The following is a 15,943-nucleotide window of genomic DNA, read 5'->3' as shown; positions in this document are numbered from 1 at the left end:
CTTTTTTTGGAATGCGTGTTCTGAAGAGCTTTTGGCTTACGGTTGTGATGTTGTGTTGTTGTGTTTGCAATTGGTCTGCGATTCAGACCACGGTAGCAACGCTACCAATTTTTCACTTCCTGTACATTTACCCTGTCTGTCCATAGTGATTAATGTAGCACCGCCAATTTGCGGTGCTTTTTTTTGCTTAGCGATCTGTTAATGCTCGATCTCTTTCATCTCTTTCACGTCCGTGCGGTTGATCTGCTGCTTGTTCCCGTTAGCATCTTTGTATGAAATCATCCCGGTATCGTTATCGGTTGTCGGTTTCCCTTCCGAAACAATGGAACGACCATCGTTAGTGTGCATGACGTAGTTGTTACCAGAACAGGCGCTCAGGGCAAAAGTAAACGCACAGGCAGAAATGATTGCAGCTGTCTTATTCATGATTCTTCTCCTTTAGCAATTAATGCTATTCAAACCTCGATTTATAACAGGCTAAAACATCCGCCTAACACTATTTAGCATAACCTGCTTTTTCAGGGGCGTTGGGATAAGCAGACAATTCTGATAGATATCAACCTCCTTGCCCTGCCGCTGAAATTGCGCGACGATCTCAGTAATGCAATGAGGAATTCCATGAACGCTTTCAGTCCTGCGCAGTTTCGCGCACAGTTTCCGGCGCTGGCCGATGCCGGTATTTATCTCGATAGCGCTGCCACAGCCTTAAAGCCGCAGGCGGTTATTGAGGCAACGCAGCAGTTTTATAGCCTGAGCGCAGGCAATGTGCATCGTAGCCAGTTTGCCGAGGCCCAGCGCTTAACCGCACGCTACGAAGCGGCACGCGATCAGGTTGCTCGTCTGCTCAATGCCGAAAGCGGGAAAAACATCGTCTGGACGCGGGGTACCACCGAAGCCATAAACATGGTGGCCCAGTGTTATGCCCGCCCACTGCTTCAGCCCGGAGACGAGATCATCGTCAGTGAAGCGGAACATCACGCCAACCTGGTCCCATGGCTGATGGTGGCAGAGCAAACAGGGGCACGGGTGGTGAAGCTCCCGCTGGGGACAGATTACCTGCCGGACGTAGCACAGTTACCGGAGCTGATTACACCGCGCAGCCGCATTCTGGCGCTTGGACAGATGTCGAACGTCACCGGTGGCTGCCCGGATTTGGCGCAGGCTATCCGCATCGCGCATGCCAACGGCGTCATAGTGATGGTTGACGGCGCGCAGGGCGTGGTCCATTTCCCGGCCGATGTGCAAAAACTGGATATCGATTTTTATGCCTTCTCAGGGCATAAGCTCTACGGACCAACCGGTATCGGGGCGCTGTACGGTAAGCCTGAGCTGCTGGCAAAAATGACGCCGTGGCTCGGTGGCGGCAAGATGATCGCGGAAGTCTCTTTCGAGGGCTTTAAAACCCAGGACGTCCCTTACCGGCTGGAAGCGGGTACGCCAAACGTGGCGGGCGTCATTGGCCTGAGCGCCGCGCTCGAATGGCTCGCCGAAACGGACATTGTCCAGGCGGAGAGCTGGAGCCGGGGTCTGGCGACGCTGGCTGAAGAGGAGCTTAAAAAACGCCCTGGCTTCCGTTCGTTCCGCGTGCAGGATTCAAGCCTGTTAGCCTTTGATTTTGCGGGCGTACACCATAGCGACATGGTGACCCTGCTGGCAGGATATGGCATTGCGCTGCGTGCCGGGCAGCACTGTGCCCAGCCGCTGCTGGCAGCGCTTGGCGTGAGTGGTACACTGCGCGCCTCGTTTGCGCCTTACAATACCCAAAGCGATGTCGAAGCGCTGATTTCCGCGGTTGACCGCGCCCTTGAACTCCTGGTGGATTAATGACTAGCTCAGCTTTAGCCGGACATCCGTTTGGCACAGTGATCACCGAAGAAACTTTAAAACAGACCTTCGCGCCGCTCACACAATGGGAAGATAAATATCGTCAACTGATCCTGCTGGGTAAGCAGTTTCCGGCCCTTTCTGACGATCTCAAAGCGCAGGCAAAAGAGATCGCGGGCTGTGAAAACCGCGTCTGGCTTGGGTTCAGCGTATCCGGTGAGAAACTGCATTTCTTTGGCGACAGCGAAGGACGTATCGTGCGCGGTCTGCTGGCAGTGCTGTTAACCGCCATCGAAGGGAAAAGCGCGGCGACGCTACTGGCGCACTCGCCGCTGGCTCTGTTCGATGAGTTAGGGCTGCGCGCGCAGCTGAGCGCCTCACGCGGTCAGGGCCTGGTCGCCCTTAGCGAAGCGGTGCAGGACGCCGCCCGTCAGGCTCAGGCCTGACGTTCCGCCTTCGCCATCATCTTTTTCAGTGCGTGAGACACCGCCACAAAGCCAAAAGAGGCGGTCACCATAGTGGCCGCGCCAAATCCTGAGGCGCAATCCATCCTTTTTGGCCCTTCCGCCGTGCTTTTCATTGCACACACCGAGCCGTCCGCCTGCGGATACACCAGCGCTTCGGTCGAGAAAACACAGTCGACGCCCAGCTTGCCCTTGCTGTTTTTCACCACGTTAAAATCGCTTTTCAGACGTTCACGCAGCTTGGCCGCCAGCGGATCCTGAATGGTTTTAGCCAGATCGGCCACCTGGATCTGTGTGGGATCGATTTGTCCGCCTGCGCCACCGGTGGTCACCAGTGGCACCTTGTAACGACGACAGTACGCAATAAGCGCCGCTTTTGGACGCACGCTATCGATCGCGTCAATCACGTAGCTGTAGCCTTTACTCATATAGTCTGCGACATTATCCGCCGTCACAAAATCATCAATCACCGTGACCCGACATTCCGGGTTGATCAGGCGGATACGCTCTGCCATGACCTCAGATTTTGCCAGTCCGACGTTGTCACGCAGGGCATGGATTTGACGATTGGTATTGGTGACGCACACGTCATCCATATCAATCAGCGTGATTGCGCCAATACCGGTTCTCGCCAGCGCTTCTGCCGCCCACGAGCCCACACCACCAATGCCCACGACGCAGACATGCGCATCCGCAAACAGCTGCAGGGCTTTTTCACCATAGAGACGTGCCGTACCGCCAAAACGCTGGCGCCAGGCGTCGCTGATTACCACAGACATAAAACCTCAGATGTAAAAAGGGTGAGGTTTTTCCTCACCCTGAACAGTAATCCGTATTCCGCTCAGAATACCACAATCAGCCGCTGAATACGTTTCCGGCGCCAGGCGCTGTCTTCAGCACCCATACGCGGCCATAGTGGTTATACCAGCCCGCCCGGTGACCGGCATCCGGACCAATTCCCTGATAAATATCGAAGTGCTGGCCTTTAATCGCGCCACCAACGTCCAGTGCCACCATCAGACGTAGCTCGTACTGGCCGTTAAATTTACCGTTATTATCCAGCAGCGGCACTTCTGCCAGCAGCGTGGTGCCCGCAGGAATGATGGAACGATCCGATGCTACCGACGCACGGCCAATCAGCGGCACGGCGCTCGCCCCTTTCACCGGCGCAAAGTTTTGCGGTTTGAAGAAGACGAACGACGGGTTCTGCTCCAGCAGCTCGCGTACCTCGGCTTCACTGTGTTTTTCGCCCCACTCGCGGATCGCCTGCATCGACATATCTTCTTTTTTCACTTCACCACGGTCGATCAGCACTTTACCAATGCTGCGATAGGCATGGCCGTTTTTACCGGCGTAGCTAAAGAAGTTCAGCGGAGAACCGTCACCAAAATCGATGTAGCCGCTGCCCTGAACGTCCATGATGAAGTTATCCATCAGGGAGTTGCTGTAAGCCAGGACGTAGTTTTCGCTAAGCGCACCGGCGTAGATCTCTGCGCGGGACGGCAGGCGACCACGTTTTGGCGGCATACGATAAATAGGATACTGGAATTCGCCCTGACGCGTATGTCGCGCCTGGATAACCGGGGTGTAATAGCCGGTAAACTGCACGTTGCCGTAGTTGTCCGCCCCTTCCATCTGCCAGGCGTCGATACCAAACTGACGCATATTGCGCGTATCGCCGCCCGCGCGCAGCCAGTCCTGCACCGCGTTATAGACGCTACTCTGGGCACCATACAGGCGCGGCGACGCATTGCGGATCTGGTAAACCTGCTCGGAGAAATCACCGGCGTTGATCGGTGCGCCGACAGCATCCGGCTGGTTAACTAAAGAGAAAGGCTGGGATAACTTCCCGTCTTTATACTGTTGACCGCGATCGGTCGGTTTAGAAGAACAGGCCGCAAGAATGGCTACCATTGCGCCCGTGATCAGATACTTTGCCCAACGTCCTTTCATTATATCTCGTCTTTAAGTTGCCCATTTCCGCGTGATGAAGATAACAAACCCACTGTTCTAATGAAACGGAATCACATGCCCTTTGGCAAATTCTGAGCAAAAAATAGTCCAAAGGTTTCAACGTCGTTCAATTTACATACAAAATTAATGAATTATGTGAAAAAGGGGTTGCATCACAAACCTAACCGAGTATAGTGCGCTTCCACGGACGCGGGGTGGAGCAGCCTGGTAGCTCGTCGGGCTCATAACCCGAAGGTCGTCGGTTCAAATCCGGCCCCCGCAACCAATTAAAATTTGATGAAGTATAAGCAGTACGGTGACGCGGGGTGGAGCAGCCTGGTAGCTCGTCGGGCTCATAACCCGAAGGTCGTCGGTTCAAATCCGGCCCCCGCAACCAATCAAATTTGATGAAGTAAAAGCAGTACGGTGCCGCGGGGTGGAGCAGCCTGGTAGCTCGTCGGGCTCATAACCCGAAGGTCGTCGGTTCAAATCCGGCCCCCGCAACCAATACTTCTAAAAACAATAAACACCCTTAAGGGTGTTTTTTTGTATCTGTCGTTTGTGAATTTGCCGGGGGTTAACCCGGCGTTCAGCATTATCCACGTCGTGCCAGCGTCGCCCCGTCAGAGAAATACGCCCGGATCCCTGCCAGAATCGACTCAGCCACTTCCTGCTGGAATTTGGCCGTCTTGAGCTTACGCTCCTCTTCCACGTTACTGATAAACGCCGTTTCAACCAGGATAGACGGAATATCCGGTGCCTTCAGCACCGCAAACCCGGCCTGCTCGACGCTGTTTTTGTGCAGCTTATTGACCCGCCCCAGCTTGCCCAGTACCGCTTTACCAAACTTCAGGCTGTCGGTAATGGTCAGCGATTGCACCATGTCGAACATGGTGTGATCGACGTAGCGGTCGCCGCTTTTGCTCACACCACCGATGAGATCCGAGGCGTTCTGCGTGTCCGCGAGGTAACGCGCCGCGGTACTGGTTGCCCCTTTGGTTGAGAGCGCAAATACTGACGATCCACTCGGCTGACGGCTGGTAAAAGCATCAGCATGGATAGAGACGAAGAGATCCGCCCGCTGCTTCTGGGCTTTTGCCACGCGGACTTTCAACGGAATAAAGACGTCTTCATTACGCGTCATGTAGGCGCGCATGTTGCCCTCTCTATCGATTAACGCCTTCAGACGGCGGGCAATCTGCAACACCACATCTTTTTCCCGCGTCCGGTATTTGCCTACCGCACCCGAGTCTTCTCCGCCGTGGCCAGGGTCGAGCATGATCACAATCGGGCGATCGCGCCCTGCTTTTCCGGGCTGCGGACCACTTTGCGCAGGCGGAACCTGTTTCTCCAGATTGCCCTGGTTGTAGTCTTCCAGTAACGCCAGGAGCGGATCCTGAATGTCCGTTGCATTCGCCGGATAGAGATCCATCACCAGACGCTCTTTGAACGATGCCACAGGCGCAAGGGCGAACAGCTGCGGTTTCACGTTCTGCTTGAGTTCAAACACCATGCGCACGGTTTGCGGATCAAACTGCCCAACGCGCGCCGATTTGATAAACGGATCGTCACCGCGGATCTGCGCCGCCACCCCCTTCAGAACGGAGTTCAGGTTAACGCCTTCGAGATCTACCACCACACGCTCAGGGTTGCTCAGGGCAAATTGCTTATATTTCAGCACCCGATTGGATTCCACCGTCACGCGCGTATAGGTTGACGACGGCCAGACGCGCACCGCCACCACCTGACTTGTGGCGGCAAGACCCACCTGGCTGACGCTGAGCAGCCACATCGCCCCTGCCCCTTTTAACAAACGGCGGCGGCTTATTGCTGAATTGGATCCCGACATGCTTCTCCCGAGCAAGAAATCTGATTGACAGACAAAACATCAAAATTGACCGAAAACTTTAACGAATGACGCATAAACTGTCATCTATAAAAGGGTAAACAATCATACGTTAACGCACGGATTACTTATTATTTTCTGTGGGTCGCAGAAAATTTAGGCTTGCACATGCGGCTACAATCGAATAAAAATACAGAAATTACGAATAAACATTCATTAAGGGTTGTGCCATGGTGAAGGAACGTAGAACCGAACTGGTCCAGGGATTCCGCCATTCTGTTCCCTATATCAACGCCCATCGGGGAAAAACGTTTGTCATCATGCTCGGCGGCGAAGCCATTGAGCATGAAAACTTTTCCAGCATCGTCAATGACATTGGCCTGCTGCACAGCCTCGGCATCCGCCTGGTGGTGGTGTATGGTGCGCGTCCGCAGATCGATGCGAACCTGGCCGCACACCATCACGAGCCGATTTATCACAAGCATACCCGCGTTACGGATGCCAAAACCCTTGAGCTGGTGAAACAGGCAGCGGGTCTGCTGCAGCTTGATATCACCGCGCGTCTGTCCATGAGCCTGAACAACACGCCGCTTCAGGGGGCACATATCAACGTCGTCAGCGGTAACTTCATCATTGCTCAGCCTCTTGGCGTGGACGACGGGGTGGACTATTGCCACAGCGGACGCATTCGTCGTATTGATGAGGAAGCCATTCATCGTCAGCTGGACAGCGGGGCCATTGTATTGATGGGGCCGGTGGCCGTTTCCGTAACCGGCGAGAGCTTTAACCTCACTTCAGAAGAGATTGCCACCCAGCTGGCGATCAAACTGAAGGCGGAGAAAATGATTGGGTTTTGCTCCTCTCAGGGCGTCGTGAACGAAGAAGGGGTGATCGTGCCAGAGCTCTTCCCGAATGAGGCCCAGGCCCGCGTGGAAGCGCTGGAAGCCGAGGGAGATTACTACTCTGGTACCGTCCGGTTCCTGCGCGGTGCTGTGAAAGCCTGCCGCAGCGGCGTGCGTCGCAGCCACCTGATCAGCTATCAGGAAGACGGTGCCCTTCTGCAGGAGCTGTTCTCCCGCGACGGTATCGGCACCCAGATTGTAATGGAGAGTGCGGAGCAGATCCGCCGCGCCACCATTAACGATATCGGCGGTATTCTGGAGTTAATTCGCCCGCTGGAGCAGCAAGGGATCCTGGTACGCCGTTCCCGCGAACAGCTGGAAATGGAGATCGACAAATTTACGATTATCCAGCGCGATAATCTGACCATCGCCTGCGCCGCGCTCTATCCGTTCCCGGAGGAGAAGATCGGCGAAATGGCCTGCGTTGCCGTCCATCCAGACTACCGCAGCTCTTCACGCGGCGAGATGCTGCTTGAGCGCGTGGCGGCTCAGGCGCGCCAGATGGGCCTGAGCAAGCTGTTCGTCCTGACCACGCGCAGCATTCACTGGTTCCAGGAGCGCGGATTTACGCCTGTGGATATTGATTTGCTGCCTGAAAGTAAAAAAGAGATGTACAACTATCAACGCCGCTCAAAGGTGCTGATGGCCGACCTGGGATAACAGATCCTTCGCCGGGTGGCGTTGCGCCGACCCGGCCTCTCTTTCTCACCTCATTCAGAGGGACTCAAATATCGCGCTCAGGCCGCTTCGCCGTTCTGTACGGGTGGCAATCGCCTGCACAAGCACACGCTCGTCGGTATAGAGCGACAAGCGCTGACGCGCGCGGGTGATGGCGGTGTAGATGAGCTCGCGGGTTATCACGGGTGAAAGCTGGGTGGGCAGGATCAACGCCGCATGGTTGAACTCCGAGCCCTGGGACTTGTGTACCGTCATCGCCCATGCTGTTTCATGTTCAGGCAAGCGACTGGGCTGCACAGACTTCACGCTTCCGTCCGGCATCAGGAACCAGACGCGCAGCCCCTGTCCACGGTCAAGCGCAATGCCAATGTCGCCGTTAAACAACCCCAGCGCGCTATCGTTACGGGAGATCATCACTGGCCGACCTTCGTACCAGCGTGAATGCGGCGTGCGGGTGATTTTGCGCTTTTGCGCAAGCAGTTGCTCAAGCCTGTCGTTGAGGCCGCTGACGCCAAAAGGCCCCTCTCTCAGCGCACACAGCAGCTGATATTCGCCAAACGCGGCAATGACCTGCGCAGGCGTATGTTGCTGCTGCACGCTCGTCAGGAAGTGCTGATAGCCCAGCAGGGCATCATCCAGCATCGCCTGATACTCTTCCCCGGTTTGCAGCGATTTCTTCTCAATATCACTGAAGCTGCCGTCAAAAACGGCACTGGTCGCATGCCGATCCCCTCTGTTCACGGCCGCCGCCAGTTGGCCAATGCCGGAATCACTCCCGAACCGGTAGCTTTTTTGCAGCAGACAGAGGCTGTCTCGCAGCGCCGCCGCGAGAGACTGACTTTCGGCTGCGAGCGAACATCCGGTGAGGCGGGCTAACTCCTCAGCACGTTCCGCGGTATACCCAAGACTCGCATAGGTGCAGATATCGCCCAGCACGGCCCCGGCTTCCACCGAGGCAAGCTGGTCACGATCGCCCAGGAAAATTACGCGCGCGTGGGGAGGTAAGGCGTCAATCAGCCGCGACATCATCGTCAGGTCGATCATCGACGCTTCATCCACCACCAGCACGTCAAGATGCAGCGGGTTTCCGGCGTGGTAACGCAGGCGCTGGCTGCCCGGCTGGGCACCCAGTAGCCGGTGCAGGGTGCTGGCTTCACTGGGGAAAAGCGCAAGCTGTTCCTGCGTGAGCGGCAGTTTTTGCAGCGCGCCACCTAACGACTCCGTCAGCCTGGCCGCCGCTTTGCCGGTGGGCGCCGCCAGGCGAATACGGCATTTTTGCTCACCCGACAGCTGAATCAGCGCGGCAAGCAGTTTTGCCACGGTGGTGGTTTTACCCGTGCCCGGTCCGCCCGAGATCACCGAGATCCGCCGCGTTAAGGCGACGGCCGCCGCCACTTTCTGCCAGTCTGTCGCCTCATCTGAGGTAAACAGGGCATCCAGCGTTTGCCGGAGCCGCGCTTCTTCACAGGGAAGCGGCGCGTTTGTCTCGCTGAAAAAACGCGCTACCGTCAGTTCATTACGCCACAGCCGGTTAAGGTACAACCGGTCGCCAATAAGGATCATGGGCGTCTGGGTATCAGCTCTGCTGACAGCAGGAGAGCTTAGCAAAACGCTCTGCCAGTCTACCGACTCGCCCAGCAGGGCAAAACAGGACTGAAGAGCCGCAGGCATTTTCTCATCAATGGTCAGGCGCGAAAGCGGCAGGCAGACATGCCCTTCCCCCGCGTCGTTGCTCAGGATAGCGGCAGCCAGCATCACGGCCGGCTGCTCGCCAGCCACCATGATGGCGAACTGCACATCAAGATGGCGCAGTAAACGCTGTTCTACGGCTTCCAGCAGTAATTCCTGCATCGTCATGCCAACTCCTCCGTGCCTGCGGCAAATAAACTGTCCATTTTCTCAATCAGTGCCGCGTCCGGGCGCGTACTAAAAATACCAGACTGCGGATCGGCGGCATCCACCCCGCGCAGGAAGAGGTAAATCACCCCGCCAAAATGGTCTTCGTAGCGGTAATTTGCAATGCGATGACGCAGATAGCGATGCAGCGCCAGGGTATACAGCTGGTACTGCAGATCGTAACGATGCATCTGCATGGCAGAGGCCATCGCCTGTTGGGTATAGGCTTCGCTGTTTTCACCCAACCAGTTCGATTTGTAATCCAACAGGTAGTAACGCCCTTCATGGCGGAACACCAGATCGATAAAGCCCTTCAGCATCCCCTGAACCTGACGGAAGTTAAGTGGCGGGCAACCGGCGGATAGCGGGTCGTGCTCGCGGATCAGCGCATCCAGCGCCTCGGCTCTTAGCGGGCTGGCGATGGGGAGATAAAACTCCATCTCCACCTGCTTATCTCTGGCGGTCAGCTGGCTGAGCGAAATACACTGTGTCGTGAGCGGGGCGTGAAGGATAGCGGTGATCCATTCGCTGAGCACCGGCTGCCATTGCGCGTCGTAGCCGCCGCTTTGCAACATTTTCAGCACCCACTCCTCTGAGACAGGTTGCGTGAAATCCAGCTCTTCAAACAGGCTGTGTAAAAATGTGCCCGGTGACGCGCCGCGCGGAAATTGATGAGGGGTCAGCACCGGTTCATCCGGCACACTGCCGGTACCTGCGGCATCCACGTCAAGCTTAGGCATCAGATCCTGCGCAATGCTCTGCCCGTGCTGCTGTAAACCGGAATAGCTGGTAACGCGCCAGTCGTCTGCAACGGTTCGCGTAATCTGCCGGGCCTGCAGGTCGGTTGTCTGCTGTTCTGGCAGCTGCCAGCGACTGTTATCGGGTTGCGACGGGATATGCAGGGCAATATGTTCCCCGCACAGTGTTTCAATACACTGACGCAGCCCGGCAGCATCTTTTGGCTCACCAAGCTGAATCAGCCTGCCCAGCGCGCTCAGATGAAAATCGGTCTCGCCTCCCTTTTCGCCACGGCGGCGGAATAGCGGAGCGATACCCAGACTGCAGTACCAGACCGAGCGGGTCAGGGCCACATAGAGCAAGCGTAAATCTTCCGCCAGGCGCTCGGCCTCGGCCAGTTCTACGCTGGACTCTGCTTTGCTGAGATCGAGCACCGCTTCGAACGACTCGCGATCGTGATAAAAAGCCTGATCCTGCACCCGATAATTGGCGATAAAAGGCAGCCAGACCAGCGGATACTCCAGGCCTTTCGACTTGTGAATGGTGACGATTTGCACCAGGTGTTTATCACTCTCAAGACGCATCTGCTGGCTCGACGAGTTACTGTTCGGATCGGCAATTTGCTGCGCCAGCCAGCGCACCAGGGCATGCTCGCTCTCCAGCTGCGTGCCCGCCTCCTGCAACAGTTCGCTGATATGCAAAATATCGGTCAGACGGCGCTCGCCGCCCGCTGTGGCGAGCATATTCTCGGCAATGTGACGCTGCCTCATCAGTTCACGCAGCATCGCCATCACGCCGCGTTTTTGCCAGCGCTCGCGGTACTGCACAAACTCTTCGACCACCGCATCCCAGGCGGCTTCGTCGCAATTTAGCGCATCAATATCGCGCGCGTTCAGTCCCAGCATGCTGCTTGCCAGCGCGCTGCGAAGGGTGCTTTCCCGCTCCGGCGCCAGCACGGCCTGCAGCAGCCACAGCATCTCCTGCGCTTCCAGCGTTTCAAAGACGCTATCGCGGTTAGAGAGATACACGGACGGGATGTTCAGTGACGTCAGGGCATCACGGATAAGCGCCGCCTCCTGACGGCTGCGCACCAGCACCGTAATATCGGATGCTTTTACCGGGGCTGATGTGTCCCCCTTCCAAAGCAACGCCTCACCGCGCGTACCTGCGCTGAGCCAGTCCCGGATCTGCGCGGCGCAGTGCTGAGCCATCGCATGTTGATAGTCCGTAACGCCGCACCCCTCGCCGTCCAGCAGCCAGAAATTCATGGCGGGCTGGTTCACGCCGTTGAATTCAAAGCGCAACGAAACATTTCTGGCGGCGAACTTTACCGGCTGGAAGGGAATCTCCCTGAACATAAACGCCGAATCCATGCGGCTGAAGAGCGCATTGACGCTCTCCACCATCCCCGGCGAGGAGCGCCAGTTGGTGTCCAGGGTGTAGTGCGCTTCAACCTCGCTGCGGGCTTTCATGTAAGTGAAAATATCCGCGCCACGGAAGGCATAAATGGCCTGTTTTGGATCGCCAATGAGCAACAGTGTTGTGTTGGGCTGCTGTCGCCAGATGCGGCGGAAAATGCGGTACTGCTGGGGATCGGTATCCTGAAATTCGTCAATCATCGCCACCGGAAAGCGCGTGCGGATGGCGGCGGCAAGCGCCTCGCCATTTTCACTGCACAACGCCGCGTCCAGGCGACTTAGCATATCGTCAAAGCCCAGCTCACCCCGGCGGCGTTTCTCACGCGACACCGCTTCACGGATCTCCGCCATGGCGCGGGTGATCATCAGGTCGTTAAGGGTTAATGGCTCTGCCAGCAGGGTTTCGATCTCAACAAACAGCGGGTGCTCCGGAACAATGCCATCGGCTTTGGTTCGCTCAACCAGAAAACGCCGGGAAAATTTTTCCAGCGCATCCGGGAGCTGGTAACCGCGCGTCTCTTCCTGCGCCCAGGCAGTGATCTTATCGATCCATTTCCCCTGATTGCCACGGTTAAACTTGCGCCTGTCGATCCCGGAGTTTTCGATAATGGCGTCGATCTCGCCGACAGACTCAATCCATTTTTGCTTAACGGCTGCAATCTTCGCGACGATTTTTTCATGGCGCAAGGCCAGCGTTTCATCCGCAGGCGGTGGCGATTTAATGACCGGGGCCTCTCCCTGGAGATAGCGCTCAATGGCGCGCAGAAGCTCCTCAGGGCCTTTCCACAACGCATGTACCGCTTCGGCGATGTCCCGCTGTAACGGATAACAGTGGCGACGCCAGAAATCAGCACAGGCCTGGTAGCGAAGCTCAGACTCATCTTCAATAAGCTGCAGTTCAAACAGCATGCCGGATTCAAACGCATTCAGGCTCAGCATGCGCTGGCAAAAACCGTGGATGGTGAAGACAGAGGCCTCGTCCATTTGCCGTTCAGCCAGAAGCAGCCACTGTGCGGCCTGCTGTTTATCGGCAATCTCTTCCAACAGGCTCGCGTAGAGTGGGTTATCCGTGCTTTCGCGCAGACAGGCGATACGCAGTTCATGAATATTGGCACGGATACGGCCGCGCAGCTCAGCGGTGGCGGCCTCGGTGAAGGTCACCACCAGCAGCTCCTCCACGCTTAACGGACGCGGAAAAGCGGCCTGGCCGCCAAGCCCCAGCAACAGACGCAGATAAAGCGCGGCAATGGTGAAGGTTTTTCCCGTTCCCGCTGAGGCTTCAATCAATCGTTCACCCTGCAGAGGTAAACGTAAGGGATCAAGGGACTCAGCGGTGTCGGTCATTCTTTCTTACTCCAGGGCATAGATTGCTGCAGGGCGCTGACGCTCTTCCAGATTTTCCAGCCTTTCAGGTTAACGTAGTCCGTTTTTCCGTTCTGGCTACCAGAAACCTGAGACAGAATGGCTATTCCCTGCGGTTTAACCACCGCCTGATGGAAGAAGTCGGCAACCTTCTGAGGCGTCAGCTGTTTTATCTCGGCCACTACTTTATCACGCGAATCAAATTTCAGATTACCGCGATCGAAATCTTTGCTCAGCTGGGATGCTTCTTCACCCAGCGTCTGAGGCGGCTGCATCACCTGCGCGATGACGGCCTGCTGGATTTGGGCAAACTCATCCGGCTTCATGGCTCGCAGTTTAGCTTCCGCTTGCGGGAAGAAAGCCTGGTAACGCTGCCAGAGATAAGCGGGCTGTTTATCGCTGCTCTGCAGCAGGAAACCCAGCCCCCACTGGCGGCCAACGTTCATGGAGAAGGCAAAGACCGCGTAGCCAAGCTGCTCTTCTGTGCGCAGCTGATTGTAGAACCACGGCTGTATAATTTGTCCCAGAACGGCACTCTGCGCAGAGCTGGCAAATTCATCATAGCCCGTAGGAACAAACACGGCGGCCAGCGCGGAATCCGTGCTGTTACCTGCTTTTTCAAAAATCACATTCTGTTTTTTCTCAACCAGCACGTCCTGGTTACGGCACCACTCGTCGCCTTTTGAACCGAGCTGCTGACGTACGTTCTCTGCCAGCGTTTTGGCCTGGTCCTCGCTCATGTTGCCGACGATAAGAAACTCCGGGCGCGTGTTAGTTTTCAGCGCGTCGCGGTAGGCCAGCACCTCTTTTAATGTGATGGATGGCAGCAGCGCCCGGCGATCTTCACGCTGGAAATAAGGGATTTGCGACAGCATCTGCGCCGGCATAATCGCCTGATCGTACGCCTTGCCTTTCTCAGCGGAATCCATCATCTGCGCATACCAGGACTTCGCCTGCTCAAACTGCTCTTCCGTTGGCGTGTAGCTGAAATAGCCCTCCAGCAACGCCTGAAACAGCTGAGGCAGACGCTGGGTATAGCCGTTTGCATTGACCATCAGTCCGTTATTGGCGTTGGTAGAGAAGCTGATTCCACCCACCGCGGCCTGGTTGCTGAGCTGGTCAAGCGCGATACCGGCCAGATAGTCATTGAGCGCAAACATCACCTGATTTTTGGCGCTATCCATCGCTTTCGGGTTGCGAAGAACAACGCTGACATCGGCTTTTGGCTCGCTGGCGAAGTAGTGGCTTGGGGTGTACACCACGCGCAACGTCGGCTCATCAACAGTAAGCTTCGGGTGTGGGTACGCTTTCGCGGTTTTAATCAGGGAGAAATCATCCGGGATGTAGGGATTCAGCTCCGGCAGCTTCAACGCGATCTCGCTGGCCTTTTTCTGCCAGTTTGCGAACGTTTGCTCACTGATTTTATCCACCTGGTAAGGGGCATCCACGAAATAGGCCGTTTTGTTATGCGGCTCGTTCGGGCTGATGTACCAGATGCGGGCATTCTGTGGGGTCATCATTGCCAGGCGCGCTTTTATCGCCTCAGCGTCATACTGGTCGGCAATGTTGACCGCGTCCAGGGTATGTTCAACCGGCACGCGGATCATGGTATCCGCCAGCCACTCAACATAGTCCATGTCGCGGGTAATGGACGGATAGCGGAAATCGAGATCCAGCACGTGTGCCAGTTCGTCAAAGTAGCGTTTATCGACGCCTTTATCGCGCAGCAACGAGAGATAGCTGAAGATAGCCGCGACCACCTCATCACGGTGCGCCAGCCCTTTGTTGGTCAGGGTGGCGGAAATCGCCAGCACACCGCTGTTGCCGTTAACCACTGGATCGGAGTCGGCACGGATCCCTTCCACCAGCCCCTGCTTTTGCAGCCAGTCAGAAAGCGTTCCCGGGCTACGGTTACCAATAAGATAGGTGACCAGTTCATCCGTTTTACTGCGGAACTGTGCGGTATTGTTATCAATGCGGAACTCAACGCGTAACACCTTGCGCGGCAGTGCGGGCACGTAGTGGATCACGATCCCTTTCTGCGCGTCGGTGACAACCGGTACGTTTATCTGCGGCAGGTCGATGTTTTTATTTGGTACCCGTCCAAAGGTCTGCGCCGCCATGGCAGCCAGTTCTGGCAACGGTTTGTTGCTGTAGATAACCGCTTTCATCAGGTTTGCGGAGTAGTATTTGTCGCGAAACGCATGCAGCGCATCAAGCACCGGGCTGTTTGGTTTGTCACTCAGCGTCTCGAGGTTCCCCCCGGAAAAACGGGATCCAGGGTGCGCCGGGTTGATGGTTTCGGCGCTCACCTGCGCCATGCGCATACCGTCTCGCGTACGGGCCAGGGTCAATTCAGCATTGACGGCATTACGTTCACGGTCAGCGTATTTTTTATCCAGCAGCGGTGCGGCAATGGCATCGGCGAGACGATCCACCGCCCCTTCCAGCGCATCATTTTCGACTTCCAGATAAAACGCCGTCCGATACGGTGCCGTACTGGCGTTGTGGCTGCCGCCATGCATTTTCAGAAATTCGGAGAGGCTATCCGGCTGGGGGTATTTTTTGGACCCCATCAGCGTCATATGTTCCAGATAGTGCGCAAGACCCGGGTGCGCTTCGGGATCTTCCAGCGACCCAACGGGTACTACAAGCGCCGAGAGGGATTTCACCGCCTGCGGATCGGAAACCAGCAGCACGGTCATCCCGTTATCAAGGCGGACAGCCTGATACTGACGGGTATCTTTTTCGCTCTTACGGATAGTTTCCTGAACGGGTTGCCAACCGGAGCCTGCCTGAGTGACGGGAGCCCAAAGGGCGACAAACAAAACAAACGCTTTGAACAAGGTGCTGCCTGGCATT

10 protein-coding genes and 3 tRNA genes are annotated in these 15,943 nt (G+C 56.3%); 6 read left to right on the top strand and 7 right to left on the bottom strand.

The window, feature by feature from the left end:
- Positions 1–198 precede the first annotated feature (198 nt).
- On the bottom strand, positions 199–426 hold the full coding sequence (locus tag M8370_RS09000) for a YgdI/YgdR family lipoprotein (protein ID WP_008499648.1): 228 nt from the start codon (positions 424–426) through the stop codon (positions 199–201).
- A gap of 192 nt (positions 427–618) precedes the next feature.
- Here M8370_RS09000 and csdA point away from each other — a divergent pair, with 192 nt between their 5' ends.
- Positions 619–1,824 carry a cysteine desulfurase CsdA gene (gene csdA / locus M8370_RS08995; RefSeq protein ID WP_250020792.1) on the top strand — a complete coding sequence of 402 codons (1,206 nt, stop codon included), beginning with the start codon at positions 619–621 and terminating at the stop codon, positions 1,822–1,824.
- Entirely contained in the window at positions 1,824–2,270 is a 447-nt protein-coding gene (gene csdE / locus M8370_RS08990; protein WP_250020791.1) for a cysteine desulfurase sulfur acceptor subunit CsdE, read from the top strand. Before csdA ends, csdE begins: the two co-directional genes overlap by 1 nt.
- Here csdE and tcdA read toward each other — a convergent pair.
- Together tcdA and mltA are read right to left on the bottom strand one after the other, a co-directional pair.
- Positions 2,261–3,067, bottom strand: a complete 807-nt coding sequence (gene tcdA, locus M8370_RS08985; RefSeq protein WP_014833111.1) for a tRNA cyclic N6-threonylcarbamoyladenosine(37) synthase TcdA — start codon at positions 3,065–3,067, stop codon at positions 2,261–2,263. The genes csdE and tcdA overlap by 10 nt on opposite strands.
- Positions 3,068–3,143: 76 nt before the next feature.
- A complete protein-coding gene (gene mltA, locus M8370_RS08980; protein WP_013098540.1) occupies positions 3,144–4,241 on the bottom strand; it encodes a murein transglycosylase A in 1,098 nt (365 codons plus the stop codon).
- Between the two features lie 209 nt (positions 4,242–4,450).
- Here mltA and M8370_RS08975 point away from each other — a divergent pair.
- From M8370_RS08975 to M8370_RS08965, 3 genes are all read left to right on the top strand, one after another.
- Positions 4,451–4,527, top strand: a tRNA-Met gene (locus M8370_RS08975).
- Between the two features lie 34 nt (positions 4,528–4,561).
- Positions 4,562–4,638: transfer RNA gene (locus tag M8370_RS08970), tRNA-Met, on the top strand.
- Between the two features lie 33 nt (positions 4,639–4,671).
- Positions 4,672–4,748 (top strand) — tRNA-Met (locus M8370_RS08965).
- 88 nt (positions 4,749–4,836) lie between these two features.
- Here M8370_RS08965 and amiC read toward each other — a convergent pair.
- The gene (gene amiC / locus M8370_RS08960) at positions 4,837–6,090 is read right to left on the bottom strand and encodes an N-acetylmuramoyl-L-alanine amidase AmiC (RefSeq protein WP_250020789.1); all 1,254 of its coding nucleotides are present in this window, start codon (positions 6,088–6,090) and stop codon (positions 4,837–4,839) included.
- Between the two features lie 227 nt (positions 6,091–6,317).
- Between amiC and argA the strand changes: the two genes are divergently transcribed.
- Positions 6,318–7,649: an amino-acid N-acetyltransferase gene (gene argA, locus M8370_RS08955; RefSeq protein ID WP_013098542.1), complete on the top strand. Its 1,332-nt coding sequence runs from the start codon at positions 6,318–6,320 to the stop codon at positions 7,647–7,649.
- 54 nt (positions 7,650–7,703) lie between these two features.
- Here argA and recD read toward each other — a convergent pair whose 3' ends face one another.
- Genes recD through ptrA form a run of 3 tightly spaced genes read right to left on the bottom strand, consistent with a single transcriptional unit; the run spans position 7,704 to position 15,942 of the window.
- Positions 7,704–9,524: an exodeoxyribonuclease V subunit alpha gene (recD, locus tag M8370_RS08950; protein ID WP_058650446.1), complete on the bottom strand. Its 1,821-nt coding sequence runs from the start codon at positions 9,522–9,524 to the stop codon at positions 7,704–7,706.
- Positions 9,521–13,063 carry an exodeoxyribonuclease V subunit beta gene (gene recB, locus M8370_RS08945; RefSeq protein ID WP_250020787.1) on the bottom strand — a complete coding sequence of 1,181 codons (3,543 nt, stop codon included), beginning with the start codon at positions 13,061–13,063 and terminating at the stop codon, positions 9,521–9,523. Before recB ends, recD begins: the two co-directional genes overlap by 4 nt.
- Complete coding sequence (gene ptrA, locus M8370_RS08940) at positions 13,060–15,942, bottom strand: pitrilysin (protein WP_250020786.1); 2,883 nt, start codon at positions 15,940–15,942, stop codon at positions 13,060–13,062. The genes recB and ptrA overlap by 4 nt, the downstream gene beginning before the upstream one ends.
- Position 15,943: the final 1 nt, after the last annotated feature.

This window comes from Enterobacter cloacae complex sp. OE43NF, assembly GCF_023544405.1.
In the GTDB taxonomy this organism is placed as follows: Bacteria; Pseudomonadota; Gammaproteobacteria; order Enterobacterales; family Enterobacteriaceae; genus Enterobacter; species Enterobacter cloacae.
Note: the sequence above shows the minus strand (reverse complement) of the source record. Positions and strands in the feature narration are given on the sequence as shown.